15 protein-coding genes are annotated in these 13,552 nt (G+C 69.8%); 11 read left to right on the top strand and 4 right to left on the bottom strand.

Annotated elements, in window-relative coordinates; translation table 11 throughout:
• Positions 1–81 precede the first annotated feature (81 nt).
• Positions 82–849: an SDR family oxidoreductase gene (locus ABFX50_RS26145; protein WP_346149980.1), complete on the top strand. Its 768-nt coding sequence runs from the start codon at positions 82–84 to the stop codon at positions 847–849.
• 262 nt (positions 850–1,111) lie between these two features.
• Entirely contained in the window at positions 1,112–1,651 is a 540-nt protein-coding gene (locus ABFX50_RS26150; RefSeq protein WP_346149981.1) for a hypothetical protein, read from the top strand.
• A gap of 135 nt (positions 1,652–1,786) precedes the next feature.
• On the opposite strand, the gene ABFX50_RS26155 is transcribed toward ABFX50_RS26150, so the two are convergent.
• Positions 1,787–2,689: an aminoglycoside phosphotransferase family protein gene (locus ABFX50_RS26155; protein ID WP_346149982.1), complete on the bottom strand. Its 903-nt coding sequence runs from the start codon at positions 2,687–2,689 to the stop codon at positions 1,787–1,789.
• A 376-nt stretch (positions 2,690–3,065) separates the two neighbouring features.
• On the opposite strand from ABFX50_RS26155, the gene ABFX50_RS26160 reads away from it, so the two are divergent.
• The 4 genes from ABFX50_RS26160 (at position 3,066) to ABFX50_RS26175 (ending at position 5,795) form a co-directional block, all read left to right on the top strand.
• Positions 3,066–3,287: a hypothetical protein gene (locus ABFX50_RS26160; protein ID WP_346149983.1), complete on the top strand. Its 222-nt coding sequence runs from the start codon at positions 3,066–3,068 to the stop codon at positions 3,285–3,287.
• Positions 3,288–3,461: 174 nt separating this feature from the next.
• Positions 3,462–3,818: a hypothetical protein gene (locus ABFX50_RS26165; RefSeq protein ID WP_346149984.1), complete on the top strand. Its 357-nt coding sequence runs from the start codon at positions 3,462–3,464 to the stop codon at positions 3,816–3,818.
• A gap of 126 nt (positions 3,819–3,944) precedes the next feature.
• On the top strand, positions 3,945–4,175 hold the full coding sequence (locus tag ABFX50_RS26170; RefSeq protein ID WP_346149985.1) for a VOC family protein: 231 nt from the start codon (positions 3,945–3,947) through the stop codon (positions 4,173–4,175).
• 126 nt (positions 4,176–4,301) lie between these two features.
• Positions 4,302–5,795: a serine hydrolase domain-containing protein gene (locus ABFX50_RS26175; protein WP_346149986.1), complete on the top strand. Its 1,494-nt coding sequence runs from the start codon at positions 4,302–4,304 to the stop codon at positions 5,793–5,795.
• Between the two features lie 336 nt (positions 5,796–6,131).
• On the opposite strand, the gene ABFX50_RS26180 is transcribed toward ABFX50_RS26175, so the two are convergent.
• Positions 6,132–6,482 (bottom strand): ArsR/SmtB family transcription factor, encoded by a 351-nt coding sequence (locus ABFX50_RS26180; protein ID WP_346149987.1) that lies wholly within the window; start codon positions 6,480–6,482, stop codon positions 6,132–6,134.
• Between the two features lie 126 nt (positions 6,483–6,608).
• Here ABFX50_RS26180 and ABFX50_RS26185 point away from each other — a divergent pair, with 126 nt between their 5' ends.
• Complete coding sequence (locus ABFX50_RS26185) at positions 6,609–7,796, top strand: MFS transporter (RefSeq protein WP_346149988.1); 1,188 nt, start codon at positions 6,609–6,611, stop codon at positions 7,794–7,796.
• 70 nt (positions 7,797–7,866) lie between these two features.
• On the opposite strand, the gene ABFX50_RS51405 is transcribed toward ABFX50_RS26185, so the two are convergent.
• The gene (locus ABFX50_RS51405; RefSeq protein ID WP_379503736.1) at positions 7,867–8,040 is read right to left on the bottom strand and encodes a Tn3 family transposase; all 174 of its coding nucleotides are present in this window, start codon (positions 8,038–8,040) and stop codon (positions 7,867–7,869) included.
• On the opposite strand from ABFX50_RS51405, the gene ABFX50_RS26190 reads away from it, so the two are divergent.
• Both ABFX50_RS26190 and ABFX50_RS26195 read left to right on the top strand, forming a co-directional pair.
• Positions 8,006–8,161 (top strand): hypothetical protein, encoded by a 156-nt coding sequence (locus tag ABFX50_RS26190; protein ID WP_346149989.1) that lies wholly within the window; start codon positions 8,006–8,008, stop codon positions 8,159–8,161. The two genes, ABFX50_RS51405 and ABFX50_RS26190, sit on opposite strands and share 35 nt — an antisense overlap.
• A 517-nt stretch (positions 8,162–8,678) precedes the next feature.
• Positions 8,679–9,209 carry a pyridoxamine 5'-phosphate oxidase family protein gene (locus ABFX50_RS26195; RefSeq protein ID WP_346149990.1) on the top strand — a complete coding sequence of 177 codons (531 nt, stop codon included), beginning with the start codon at positions 8,679–8,681 and terminating at the stop codon, positions 9,207–9,209.
• Here ABFX50_RS26195 and ABFX50_RS26200 read toward each other — a convergent pair whose 3' ends face one another.
• Positions 9,210–9,398, bottom strand: coding sequence for a hypothetical protein (locus ABFX50_RS26200; protein ID WP_346149991.1), 189 nt, complete (start codon positions 9,396–9,398; stop codon positions 9,210–9,212).
• Between the two features lie 560 nt (positions 9,399–9,958).
• Between ABFX50_RS26200 and ABFX50_RS26205 the strand changes: the two genes are divergently transcribed.
• Positions 9,959–11,191, top strand: coding sequence for a glycosyltransferase (locus tag ABFX50_RS26205; RefSeq protein ID WP_346150032.1), 1,233 nt, complete (start codon positions 9,959–9,961; stop codon positions 11,189–11,191).
• Between the two features lie 172 nt (positions 11,192–11,363).
• Positions 11,364–13,520: an RNA polymerase recycling motor ATPase HelR gene (helR, locus tag ABFX50_RS26210; RefSeq protein ID WP_346149992.1), complete on the top strand. Its 2,157-nt coding sequence runs from the start codon at positions 11,364–11,366 to the stop codon at positions 13,518–13,520.
• Positions 13,521–13,552 lie beyond the last annotated feature (32 nt).

Consider the following 13,552-nt stretch of genomic DNA (forward strand, 5'->3'; position numbering starts at 1 on the left):
CTCCACGAACTGTGAGTACGGCGCATCGCCCCGTCGTCGTACCACTCGAACATCATTTGGCACCCAAGAAAGGCATGGAACATGAGCATCCGTAAGGTCGCGGTCGCAGGAGCAACCGGGCGGCTGGGACGTCACGTCGTCGACGTCCTCTCCGAACGGGGGCACCAGGTCGTTCCGATGTCCCGGGCCACCGGCGTGGACATCATCACCGCTGAGGGCCTCGCGGAAGCCCTCAGCGGGGTCGACGTCATCATCGACGTCGCGTCGTGGCACTCCTCCGACCAGCAGGCGGCGACGGAGTTCTTCCGCACGGCGACCCGCAACCTGCACGAGTTCGGCCAGGACGCAGGAGTCGGACAGATCGTCGCCGTTTCCATCATCGGCGCCGACAAGGCCACCGCCGGTTTCATCGCGGCCCAGCAGGTGCACGAGGAGGCCAACCTGTCCGGCCCGCTGCCCGCCCGCCTACTGCGGGCCGCGCAGTTCCACGAGTTCGTCGGTCAGCTCCTGGACTGGCAGCAGGGCGACGTCGCCTACATCCCCGCCCTGCCCACCCAGCTCGTGGCCTGCCGTACCGTGGCTGAGGAACTGGTGGACCTGGCCACCGACCCCGACGCGCCCGCCCAGCCCGCTCCCGGAACCCCCATCCCCGAGATCGCCGGGCCCCGCAAGGAGATCATGGCCGAGGCGGCCACCCTCCTCGGCGCCCGCCGGGGCATCAAGGTCGTCGGCGTCGACGGCTCCGGCATGCCCGATGCCGAGACCGCCGCCAGCGGCGGGTTCCTGCCCAGCCCTCACGCCAAGCTCGCCGGCCCCACCTTCCAGGAGTGGCTCGACACCCAACCCTGACACGGTCGTCGGCACGACGCCGCACACCCCGCCCGGCGCCTCGCTCCGGCCACCCCTCCCGCTACTGCGGAAAGCCCTGCCGCCAAGCCGCACACCGAGCCCGCTGCCGCGCCGGCGCGGCAGCCGCCCGCCCACGCGGCATGGTTGCGCGGCCGCGTGGCCGCCGAGGTCGAGCCGCGGGCCGGCTGGGAAGGCAAACTCGGCGAGCCGGCCCACCGCCTGATCAGGGCCCTCCGCTCGGGTCGGCGTCAACAGAGGAAAAGTGGCTCTGCTCAAAACCTTTACCGGCGATTCGCAGTCAAAGCAGAGCATGATGAAGACGATGATCGGAGCCTCGCTCCTCGCCGGCTCGCTGCTGGTCTCCGGCGCCACCGCGGCGGACGCCCAGACGAAGCCGACGCTGGGTCCCTACGGTTATGGCGCCGTCAAGCTCGGCATGACCGTCAAGCAGGCCAAGACGACGGGGGACGTCGTCAAGAAAAGGCCGGGCCACGGCGGCTGCTCCGGCTGGGACCTGAAGAAGTTCCCGACCCCCAAAGACTCGGTCGGCATCTACATCTCGCCGAACGTGGGACTGGCCGCCATCTTCGCCGCGAAGGGCATGAGAACCCCGGAAGGCATCAAGATCGGCTCGACCGTCAAGCAGGTGAAGGCGGCCTACCCGCGCATCAAGAAAGACGTCCACGGCTTTCATGTGATCACGGTTCCCGGCAACAAGGAGGCTTACTACACCTTCGGCGTCACGCACGGCAAGGTCACCGAGTACGGCATCGCGCTCACCAAGCAGGACTGTTTCAACTAGTGAAGCAAGTCTCCTGATCAGCCAGATTGACGTCAGGGAGCGGCGGGAGGCCTCGCCGGTGTTCATCGGCATGCCACGGATCGGCCAGCTCGTAGTTCGGGAAGCTGAGAACCGGGACAAGACGGGCTGAGTGCATCAAACGCCCTTCAGAACACGATCAAGTGCCGCCCGGCCTGCAGGTCCCCAGTTCGGCTTGCCGCCGGGAAGGCCCCGATCTCCGTTCTGCCCCATGAGCATCAGGAAGAGGCTCTTCATAGCGGCCAGCCCGCGGGCGCGCCTGATCGTTGCCTCGTCCGCGTGCCCGTACGCGTCGAAGAACCGTGCGGCCGCGCCCGCGGGGAGCAGCACCCACGCGGCGCCGAGGTCCCACGCGGGATCGCCGGCGAACAAGGCACCGAAATCGATCACGCCCGAGAGGGTCCCGTCCGAGACGACGACATTCGCGGGATGGAGGTCACCGTGCACCCACACCGACGGGCCCTCCCACTCGGGGGCCGCGACGGCATCGGCCCAGACGGCCCGGACGGCGCGGACATCGCCGACGGCGTCGGGGTCGATGGCCTGCAAGAACTGCTCGAAGCCGCCCGTGCACCTCTTGGGGTGAGCGCCGAAGTCCGAACTGGCCGGGGCCTCGGCGGGCGCCTCCACATGGAGCGCCCTGAGGAAGCTCGCCAGCGTGCCGGCCGCGTGGGCGCCGCGGCTGATCGAGCCGTGGTCCAGCGGCTCGCCGGGAACCCACGTCATCACGGTCCAGTGCTTGGGGAAGCGCTCGGACGGTTCGCCGAACCGCACCGGGGTCGGCACCGGGAGCGGCAGGCGCGGGGCCAGCACAGGCAGCCACCGCCGCTCCTTGAGCTGGAGCTCCGGGGTGGGGTCCATGCGCTGCATGCGCACGGCCAACTCGTCACCGAGGCGCCACATGTGGTTGCCCCAGCCGCCCGCCACCTCGCGGATGGCCAGCCCTGCAAGGTCTGGATGTTGCTCCCGCAGCAGGTCGCGGACCAGGTCTGCGGTGATCTCAATCTCGGTGTCGGTCATGCGAAGTCACAGTAATGAGGCGGCAGGCGGAGCGGCTCTCGCTCTCCGGAGCATCTCGCTGCGACTCCTCTGGCATCACCGATTCGGCTTCAGGGAGCCGCAGATCAGAGGCTTTGGGACGAGCGGCCCTATAGTTCAGAGAATCGGCATGCCCGCCTATCGTGACCTGGCCCAGACCTCACCTCCTCTCAGGAGAGCCCCGCTTCGGAACGCGCAGGCAACGGCCTGACAACCAGCAGCATTCATGATCGTTTCGTAGTTCAGAGAAGGCCTGCGAGGCAAGAGGGCTTCGGCGGAACAGGCCTGCCGCGTTATCTGGGGTTGTCGCGCAGCTCGAAGTCGCCTTCCAAGGGCGAACGACGCCGCCTCCGACTCGATGAGCTCGGCCGAACACCCGGTCACGCTTTCAATGCAACATGCCTTCACGGCCGATCAACGTGTCGGCCTGGTAGACGACGATCCCCGGCCGACCGAACACCACAAGGTCGACTACGGCCGCCACCGGGAGTGGTCGTACGCGTTCGTGCGGTTGATGGGCCGTGAAGATCTGCCATGGCCGTCGCCGTCTCGAGATCCGTGGGAGCGCGCCGAGCCGTAGTCCGCCGCTGCGTACGACGTAAGGCATGTTGGATGGCGTTGCAGGCATGTGCTCGAGGGGCGAGGCCCATGCCTGCGCCGGGACCGGTCGGGTCAGCGTCCGTGCCGGCCGTGTCAGCGGCCGTGTCAGCGCGACACCGGCCGGGCGTCAGAGCGGTCCGCGACCCTAACGACCATGAACGGTTCAGTGATTGCGGCCGCGACGCCGCGTAAGGCGTACGAGCGCAAGATCGTCCTGAACGGCGTCGGCTTCCGCGACACCATGCGGGGCCCGCTGGCCCGTTACGACGTCATGCTCGGGAGCCTCGTGTCCATCGGGATCATCATCGGACTTGTGCCAGTCGGCAAGAAGGGGCCGGGGGTGAGGCCATTGGCTCGGCACCTGTCGTTCACCCCACTCATGGAGACCCTGCGCGGCCTGCTGACCGGCCCGCCGTCGGCGGGCCCGGTCCTCATGGCGATCGCCGGGTGCGCCGGGCTCTCGTTGCTCGGCTACCTGTGGGTGCGCGCGCAGTTCACGAAGCGAGCATGAGCTTGGCCGGCTCGCGCCGGTCAAGCTGCCGACCGGCTCCGGTCAGCCCGTATCCACGATCGCCAAGCCGGTCACGCACACTGCCGAGGTTGCGGTGGCCGTGACGACGGGGCCGTCGACCTGATCATGGTCGAGCGCGACCTCGAGCGATGGCAGCCGGGACAGGGGCTGGCGGACCTGATCGTGGTGTTCGCGGCAACCGGCCTCGCCGCCGAGTACGAGCGGCTGCGCGGCGAAGGCGCCCCCATCACCATCCCGCTCCGGCGGGAGCCGTGGGGTGAGCTGCTGATGCAACTCGTCGACCCCAACGGCGTGAAGGTCCAGCTCACCGAGTGGATCAGCCCCATCACGCACTGACTCCCTGGCCGTGTCAGCGGCCGCGTCAGGGCGGGGACAGCCCGCTATCAGCGCGGTCGGCGATGGTGGATGACACCACGGTCCGTCCGTTCACCTGATTAACGATTCTCGAAGGAGCGCATCACCATGTCGATCACCTTTTCCGAGCAGGACAAGCTCACTCTGCGCACCGCCGCCTGGGGCGCCGTCTCGCTGATGTCCGCCGCCGGCGCCGCCGGCTCGGCGCACAAGGCCGCCACCGAGGGCTCCATCGCCCTGACCTCCGCGACCGGGCCGGTCGGGCACGTGCTCGCCAAGGCCCCCAAGGGCGTGAAGTACGGCAAGACGGTGGCCGAACTGGCCGACCAGGTGCTGCCTGCGCTGACCGCGTCCATCAGCTTGCTTCAGGAGCGTGACCCGGCCGAGGCCGACAACTTCCGCCGCACCGTCCTGGTCGCCGTCGATGCCGCCACCCGGCCTCAGCAGGGCGAGCCAGGCCCTGCCATGGCGGAGATGGCCCGCAAGATCACCGAAGCCCTCGACGTCGCTCCGGCCGCGGCCGGACAGGACCGCCCCGAGCTGCAGAAGGTCATTCAGGAGATGGCCGATTCCGGTTTCACCGGGGTGTCGCTGCGGGTGCACGACGAGCGCGGGGATTGGACCGGCAGCGCCGGGGTGGCCGAGCTGGGCGGGATCGAAGCGCCGCCGGTCGACGGACACGTCCGGATCGGCAGCAACACCAAGACGTTCACCGCCACCGTGGTGCTGCAACTGGTGGCCGAGGGCCGCATCGGGCTCGACACCGCGGTGGACGACTACCTGCCCGAGTTCGGGCTGGACCGGCGGATCACGGTGCGGATGCTGCTGCAGCACACCAGCGGGGTGTTCAACTTCACCGGCGAGTACTTCGAGGACGGCACGTTCGTGCCGGGCATCCCCGCCACCATGGCCGGCAAGGAATGGGTGGACAACCGCTTCCACACCTACCAGCCAGAAGAGCTGGTCCGGCTGGCGCTGTCCAAGCCGGCGCGGTTCGAGCCGGGCACGGACTGGAGCTACGCCAACACCAACTACGTGCTGGCCAGGCTGCTGATCGAGAAGGTCACCGGCCGCTCGGTGGCCGAGGAGATGCACCGGCTGATCCTCGGGCCGCTCGGCCTGACGGGCACCATTCAGCCGACCAGCGAGACGGACGTCCCCGCCCCGCACGCCCGCGCCTACTACCGCTACGAGGAGGACGGCCAGACCCGGACGGTCGACGTCACCAGCCAGAACCCGTCCTGGATCTCCAGCGGCGGTGACATGATCTCGACCACCCGGGACCTGCACACGTTCATCTCCGCGCTGGTCGGCGGCAAGCTCCTGCCGGCCGAACTGCTGGCCGAGATGTGCACGCCGGAGTCCAAGGCCGGCTACGGGCTGGGCGTGTTCGTGCAGGAGACGCCGGGCGGCGGCACCGTCATCACCCACAACGGCGGCATGGCGGGCCACGCCGCACTGATGTACAGCACGCCTGACGGCAGCAGGACCCTGACCGCCGCGCTCAACTACGCGGACGACGCCGCCCTGTCCATGGGAGCGGCCTTCCAGGAGGCGACCCAGCGCCTCGTCGCCGAGGTGTTCGGCAGCGCACAGGCCTGATCACCACAACCACGCCCGGGGACGTGCCGGGAGGCGAGCTGACGGGACACCCGGCCGCCTACCGGCACCCACTCCCGCATCGCCCGACGAACTGTTCGCCGTGAGCACGACACTGAAGACGAGGAACCGTGAAGACCCATTCCCCACCGGCGACCAAGGTCCTCGCGTGGCCGTCACGGCGCTGTCGGCCGCGCTGCTGGCCGCAACGGCCACCCCCGGTCCGGCCACCGCAGCCAGCAGCGTGACCGTGCCGACCTCCGCTGCCGAGCAGGACCGCCCCGACCTGCGGAAGGCCATGCAGGCGTTCGTCGATGCCGGTTTCACCGGGGTGCAGTTCTACGGCGCCTCGACGGTGGCGGTGGTCGTGGTGTCGCGTGTTCGGCGCTGTGCGCTCAGTACAGAGTCGAGCAGGCCGGGGAACAGTGCGTCGAGGTCCTCTCGGCGCAGCCGTACCAGCCGGGATCGGCCCTGCACCTTCGTCCACGTCACGCCGGCCTCGCGCAGTACCCGGTAGTGGTGCGACAGCGTCGTCTGATGCACGTCGATTTCGGCGCCGATCGCGTTGCAGAAGTCCTCGCCCATCCGGTCGAGCCGCAGGACGAGGTCCAGCCGTACCGGATCGGCCAGAGCGCGCAGCACCTCCACCAGCCGGATGGCCTCGGTCGCCGGTTGTGACACCTCACGCATCGCCGCCCCCTGTGTTCCGCACACCCGCCACGCTACCAATACATGGATACATGGACAAGCATCCATATATTACCTAGGGTTCCCCTCGGCACTTCCGAGGTTCCTCTGGAAAGGTGGCACCACCCGGTGTTGAAACGACTTCTTCCGCTGGCCCTGGCGACCTTCGCCGTCGGCACCGACAGCTACGTCATCGCGGGCCTGCTCCCGGCCATCGCCACCGACCTGCAGGTCTCCACTCCGGCCGCCGGGCAGTTGGTGACGGTGTTCGCCCTGGTGATGGCCCTGTCGGCGCCCGTCATGGGCGCGCTCACGAGTGGACTGGACAGGCGGACCGCGCTGCTGATCGCGTTGAGTGTCTTCGTGGTCGGCAACGCTGTCACCGCCCTGGGCACAAGTTACGGGGTGGTGATGATCGCCCGTATCGTCACCGCGATCGGGGCTGGAATGATCAACTCGGCCGCCTCCAGTACTGCGGGGGCCATCGCACCCCCGGAACGCCGGGGCAGGGCCCTGGCCTTCGTGATGGGCGGCCTCACGCTGGCGACGGCGTTGGGTCTTCCTCTCGGCACGCTGATCGGCCGTACCGACTGGCACATCACCCTGTGGGCCGTCGCCGGGATCGGCCTCGTCGCGGCCCTCGGGATCGCTGCCGGCCTGCCCAAGGTGACGCTCCCGGCTGCCTCACTGGGCGACCGGCTGCGCCCGCTCAAGCAGGGCCGGGTCCTCGCGCTGATGGCCGTCACCATGCTGGTCTTCCTCGGCGCCTACACCCTCTACACCTACATCGGCCCGGCCCTGCAGGATGCGACCGGCGGCTCCGAATCGCTGCTCGCCGTCATCCTGCTGGCCTGGGGAATCGGCGTCCTGGCCGGAAACATCATCGCCGGACGGCTGGTCGACCGGCACGACCCCGCGCACGCGTTGACCGCTTCCCTCACCATCGCCGCCGTCGCCCTTGCCCTCACTTCGGTGGCGACCGCCACGCTCGTGTCCACCCTGGCATGGGCCGCGATCTGGGGCGCGGCCCTGGGCGTCATCGTCGTGCCCCAACAGCACCGACTCATCGCCCTCAGCCCGGCCGCAGCACCGGTTCTGCTCGGTCTCAACTCCTCGGCCATCTACGTCGGGATAGCTCTCGGTGGCGGCCTGGGCGGACTGGCCCAGAAGTGGTTTGCCATCGTGCCCGCCGCGCTGGGGCTGCCGGCCGCCGGTGTCACGACCTTGGCGCTGCTCTACCACCTGACAACCGCACGCCACCAGGCGCCAGCGACACCTCAGCCGACCTCCTCCACCCCGGAGAAGGCCGAGGCGTAACGCCCCTGCTGGAGCCCGCCTCGAGCCCAGGAGCGTTGCCGGTTCCGAGGCTCGAAAGCTACCCGTCTACTCACGGCACGGGACTTAGCGGGCGGAGCCCGCCAGGCACTTCCGGGAGGTGGAAGGAGTAGCGGCCCATCAGGTTGATGTGGTGCCGCACGAACGGCGACAGGCGGGCCACGTCTTCCTCGCGCACCTCGGACCCGCTTGTGCGCAGGTGGGTCAGGGCGGCGTCCAACGCCATAGCGGACGGCCTGGCCGACCTGATGAGCCAGATGGCCGAGAGCCAGGACGCCCAAGGCCTGCGCGATGACAGCAGAGAGATGAGGCAGGCGGCCGGCCTGGAAGACAAGGAGAGCGCCTGACCCGTCGAAGGCCGCCCACACGCGGCCCCCTGGCGCAGTGACGACAGGCTCGCTCAGTACTCGGCGTAGATCTCGATCACATTGCCTTCGGGATCGCGGAAGAACAGCGTCCGGTGGCGCTGCTTGGGCAGGTCGGTCGGTTCCCTGTAGAAGGTTCTCGTCTCCTTCATCTTTCGCAGAGCAGGATCGGGTAGTCGAAATTACGGATCTCCTTCAGGCTCATGTTGATCGTTCTGGCAGGAAGCCGACGCCGGCCTCACGCTCTACGGGAAGGTCACGGCCCGGCTCGACCTCGGTGACGAGGCGGTGGGAGCCGTGTCGCAGCCCAGACCCGTCACTCCGGGTGGCTCAGGTCACGGCCGGCGGCGATCTCCTCCGGCTTCGAAGTGAGGCACGAAATACGACACAAGGTGTCGGGTTTCGGGTCGAGCATGGTTGCGCCGGTCGGCGGTCGATCGCGACCGTGGACCGGACCCTACGAACAGACGCCGGACGCTACGAACAGACAAGGACCTCCATGCGCGAAACGGCAGAAGATCTCAAACAGCTCCAGGCTCTCCTCGACGCCTCCCTCTCCCGCTCCACCTCGCACCTGCGCTCGATCATCAACACCGAACGCACGCTGACCGCAGAGCAACTCACCCAGGTCCTTACCGGCATGTGCACCCTCGCCCTGTCCACCGTGACGGCGAAGGGCGAGCCCCGGATCAGCGGTGTGGACGGGCACTTCCTGCACGGGAAGTGGCACTTCGGCACGGCGCCTGGCGCCGCCAAGGCCCGCCACCTCGCCGTCCGCCCCGCCGCCAGCGTCGCGCACCTGCGCGGGGAGGACCTGGGCGTGTTCACGCACGGCACGGTGGAGATCCTCAACCCCCAGGACGGCGAGCCGGCCCCGGACTGGCCGGACCTGCTCGCCTACTTCAAGGACTTCTACGGCGACGACCTCTTCGACTGGGACAACGACGTGGTCTACTACCGGCTGCATCCGCACTGGATGACCGTCTACGCCCCCGATTTCGCGAAGCTCACTGCCGCATCCCCGTCCTGATCAGTCGATGACGAGCGGCCGCGCTCCCCACACGGGCGCGGCCGCCGTCCGCTGTGGTCCGGACCCGACCGCGACGCCGCCGCCGGGCTCCAGGCCGAGAGCCGCCACCAGCACCTCGCGAGCCTCGGCGCACGTCCGCCTCGTGAACAGACCTTCGCGAAGGTCGCAGCCCGGCACTGACCCCGCCACCCGTCGACGTATCTCACGTCGCGCCTGGCCACCACGCGCCAGAACGCGCCGGGGCCGGGAGTGGGGTCGCCCCCCATCGCGTTGACTCGGTGGCTCCAACGGCCCGACTGCCCCGAGCGGACGGAAGGCGGGGGAATGCCGCCAGGTCTGCCGGGCTGCCGGCGCCGCCACGGGGGCGGCTTCGGGCGTAGGTGTAGGCGCGGGGGTGGCGGTCCGGTAGGTTCGGCGCGTCCCCTCGGTGCGCGGCAACGCTGAAGACCAGGTCGGCGTCCTGCCGGAGCATCTTCAACGTCTTGGCGACAGTCGACTCATCCAGGCACGCCCGAAGCGCGCCCGAAGCGCCCGGTGCAGGCAGCCGAAGGTGGCGAAGGGCCTGTCCATCCATCGCGGACGACAAGAGGGGTCCGTCGATGGCGGACAACGAAAAGGGAAAGGAGAGCGCCCGCTCCTTTCCACTCTCAACGTATAGCGCACCAGGGGGCTTGCGGCAAGACCCCTGTCGTGCTGCAGAATCGCCGACCGAGGCCAGAACCTGCGGAAATGAGGAACGCGGAGTGCGTGTGTTGTTGTCGGCGTATGGGTCGCGCGGAAGTGTTGAACCGATGGCGGGGCTCGCCGTGGGGTTGCGGGCACTCGGCGCGGAGGTGCGGATGTGCGCGCCGCCGGACGAGGAGTTCGTGGAGCTGCTGGCCGGAGTCGGGGTGCCGCTGGTGCCGGCCGGCCGGCCGGTGCGCCCGCTGGTGACCACGGTGACGCCGGGGTCGGCGGTGGGCCTGCCGCAGCGTGTGGCCGAGTTGATGGCCGCGCAGTTCGACACGGTCGCCGCGGCGGCCGAGGGATGTGATGCGCTGGTGGCGACCGGCCCGTTGCCGGCCACGGCCGGCGCGCGGTCGGTGGCCGAGAAACTGGGCATCCGCTACGTGCATGTGAGCCACCAGCCGGTCATCCTGCCGTCGCCGTACCGTCGACCGCCCCCGCGGCGGGGCCGGCCGTTGCCATCGGACGTGACCGACAACCGGGCGCTGTGGGACCTGGACGCCGAGATCGCGCAGGCGATGTTCGGTGAGGTGCTCAACACCCACCGGGCGTCGATCGGCCTGCCGCCGGTGGACAACGTCCGCGACTACGCCTTCACCGACCGCCCGTGGCTGGCGACGGACCCGATCCTGTCCCCGTGGCAGCCGACGGGCCTCGACGTGGTGCAGACCGGCGCGTGGATCCTGACCGACGAGCGCCCGCTCCCGGCCGGGTTGGCGGCGTTCCTGGACGGCGGCACACCACCGGTGTACGTGGGCTTCGGCAGTACGCCCATGAGCGCCCCGAAGGAGTTCGCCCGGGTGGCCATCGAGGCGATCCGCGCGCAGGGGCGCCGCGTACTCGTCGGCCACGGCTGGGCCGGCCTGGACCTGATCGACGACGGGGGCGACTGTCTCGCCGTCGGCGAGGTCAACCATCAGGTGTTGTTCCGCCGGGTGGCCGCCGTCGTGCACCACGGCAGCGCGGGCACCACGACGACCGCCGCCAGGGCCGGCGCTCCGCAGGTGGTGGTATCCCAGGGGGCGGACCAGCCGTACTGGGCGGGCCGGGTGGCCGAGCTGGGCATCGGCGCGGCACACGACGGTCCGACGCCGACCTCCGAGTCCCTGTCAGCCGCGCTGGAGGCGGCCCTGGCCCCCGAGACCCGCGTGCGGGCGGCCGCCGTGGCCGGCACCATCCGCGCCGACGGGGCGACGGTGGCCGCGACGCTGCTGCTGGACGCGGTCAGCCGCGAAAGGCCGCCCGTCTCCGCCTGAATCACACGTAGACCGTCAGAACACGAGTAACCGCCACCCCTGGCGGCTGGAACCGGGAACGGCCATGGCGGCCATGTCAGACAGCGCGTCGCTTGTCATGGCCGCCAGGTTCGTCACCCCGGTCCGGACGCCTCGCCGCGCGCGAGGGCGCCGGCGACCCTGTATCGGAGCCATGAACGTGAATTACCTGACCACCAGCGCTTTTGACCTTCCCGGCCACCTCGCCCCGAAGGCCGACCCGGCGTTGATCGCCGGTGATGAGCAGCACTTCGCGGCCATCGCGCAGACCCTGACCGAGTCGATCGCCGACCTGTCGGACCGGCTGGAGGCCGAGCGCAAGGCGCCCGGCGGCGCGGGCCGCGCCGCGATGGACCGGGACATGCAGATCCACCGGCTGACCGCCCGGCTGCGCACCCTGCGTCGCTTCGGGCTGGACCTGTGCCTGGGCCACATGGTCAGCGCGGACGGCGGCGAGCCGGTCTACATCGGACGGCTGGGCCTGACCGACAGCACCGGACGCCGGCTGCTGCTCGACTGGCGCTCCCCCGCGGCCGAGCCGTTCTTCGGAGCCACCCACGCCAACGCGATGGGGCTGGCCAGCCGCCGCAGATACCGCTGGACCCGCGGCCGGATCAGCGACTACTGGGATGAGGTGTTCACCTCCGACGGGCTCGTCGGGCACGCCGCGCTCGATGACCAGTCGGCCTTCATCGCCAGCCTGGGCAGCAACCGGTCGGCCCGGATGCGTGACGTGCTCGGCACCATCCAGGCCGACCAGGACGCCATCATCCGGGCGGGGTCCGCCGGCGCGCTGGTCGTCGACGGCGGCCCTGGCACCGGCAAGACCGTCGTGGCGCTGCACCGCTCGGCCTACCTGCTCTACTCCGACCCCCGTCTGGGTCATCACCGCGGCGGCGTGTTGTTCGTCGGTCCGCACCAGCCCTATCTGGCCTACGTCGCCGACGTCCTGCCCAGCCTCGGCGAGGAGGGCGTGCAGACCTGCACCCTGCGCGACCTGGTCGCCGAAGGAGCCGCGCCGGCGATCGAGACCGACCCGGAGGTGGAGCGTCTGAAGTCGTCGGCGCGCATGGTGCAGGCGATCGAGCCGGCCGTCCGGTTCTATGAGAACCCGCCCGCCCAGCCGATGACGGTCACCACTCCCTGGTCCGACATCCGGTTGAGCGCCGAGGACTGGGCCGAGGCGTTCGCGGCGCCGGATCCCGGCACGCCGCACAACGACGCGCGTGACGTGATCTGGGAGGAACTCCTCACGATCTTGCTGGACAAGCACGACGAGGACGAGGCGCCGCCGCAGTTGCTGCGCAAGTCGCTGCTGCGCAACAGGGAGCTGCTCACGATCTTCAACCGGGCGTGGCCGCTGCTCGAAGCGGCCGACCTGGTCGGCGACCTGTGGACGGTGCCGGCCTACCTGCGGTTGTGCGCTCCCTGGCTGACCCCTGAGGAGATCCGGGTGTTGCAGCGTGAGGACGCCCAGGCCTGGACGGTGTCGGACCTGCCGCTCCTTGACGCGGCCCGCCAGCGGCTCGGCGACCCTGAGGCGGCCCGGCTCAAGCGCCGCCAGGACGCGGCTGTCGCCGCCGAACGCGAGCGCATGGCGCAGGTCGTCGACCGCCTGCTGGATGCCGATGACGACGGTGAAGGGGTGGTGACGATGCTGCGCGGGCAAGACCTTCGAGACGCCCTGGTCGACGAGACGGCGGTGCCGGGCATCGAGCCGGACCTGCTGGCCGGCCCGTTCGCGCACATCGTCGTGGACGAGGCGCAGGAACTGACCGACGCGCAGTGGCAGATGCTGCTGCTGCGCTGCCCGTCTCGCAGTTTCACCATCGTCGGCGACCGCGCCCAGGCCAGGCACGGGTTCACCGAGTCGTGGCAGGACCGGCTGGAGCGGGTCGGGCTCGACCGGATCACCCTGGCCTCGCTGACGGTCAACTACCGGACGCCGGAGGAGATCATGGCCGAAGCCGAGCCGGTCATCCGGGCCGCGCTGCCGGACGCCAACGTGCCGACCTCCATCCGCAGCAACGGCGTGCCCGTCACCCATGGATCCGTCTCGGAGCTGGACTCGATCCTGGAGGCGTGGCTGGCCGCGCACGCCGACGGGACGGCCTGCGTGATCGGCGATCCGGCTTTCCCTGCGACCTCCCGCGTCCGGTCGCTGACTCCCGAGCTGGCCAAGGGGCTCGAGTTCGACCTGGTCGTCCTCATCGATCCGGAGGCGTTCGGCGAGGGCATCGAGGGGGCGGTCGACCGCTATGTCGCGATGACCCGGGCGACCCAGCAACTCGTCATCCTCACGAGCTCCTGACCTCGGCCGACGCACGCCCGCTCCCGGCCCAG

Origin of the sequence: Nonomuraea recticatena (assembly GCF_039533245.1) — a bacterium.
Lineage (GTDB): Bacteria > Actinomycetota > Actinomycetes > Streptosporangiales > Streptosporangiaceae > Nonomuraea > Nonomuraea roseola.

Excerpts from the sequence above, each read along its gene's own strand:
- ABFX50_RS26155 (WP_346149982.1), bottom strand. The coding sequence starts at position 2,689 with ATGACCGACACCGAGATTGAGATCACCGCAGACCTGGTCCGCGACCTG.
- helR (WP_346149992.1), top strand. The coding sequence starts at position 11,364 with ATGAACGTGAATTACCTGACCACCAGCGCTTTTGACCTTCCCGGCCAC.
- ABFX50_RS26195 (WP_346149990.1), top strand. The coding sequence starts at position 8,679 with ATGCGCGAAACGGCAGAAGATCTCAAACAGCTCCAGGCTCTCCTCGAC.
- ABFX50_RS26170 (WP_346149985.1), top strand. The coding sequence starts at position 3,945 with ATGGTCGAGCGCGACCTCGAGCGATGGCAGCCGGGACAGGGGCTGGCG.
- ABFX50_RS26180 (WP_346149987.1), bottom strand. The coding sequence starts at position 6,482 with ATGCGTGAGGTGTCACAACCGGCGACCGAGGCCATCCGGCTGGTGGAG.
- ABFX50_RS26160 (WP_346149983.1), top strand. The coding sequence starts at position 3,066 with ATGAGCTCGGCCGAACACCCGGTCACGCTTTCAATGCAACATGCCTTC.
- ABFX50_RS26175 (WP_346149986.1), top strand. The coding sequence starts at position 4,302 with ATGTCGATCACCTTTTCCGAGCAGGACAAGCTCACTCTGCGCACCGCC.
- ABFX50_RS51405 (WP_379503736.1), bottom strand. The coding sequence starts at position 8,040 with ATGGCGTTGGACGCCGCCCTGACCCACCTGCGCACAAGCGGGTCCGAG.
- ABFX50_RS26165 (WP_346149984.1), top strand. The coding sequence starts at position 3,462 with ATGAACGGTTCAGTGATTGCGGCCGCGACGCCGCGTAAGGCGTACGAG.
- ABFX50_RS26145 (WP_346149980.1), top strand. The coding sequence starts at position 82 with ATGAGCATCCGTAAGGTCGCGGTCGCAGGAGCAACCGGGCGGCTGGGA.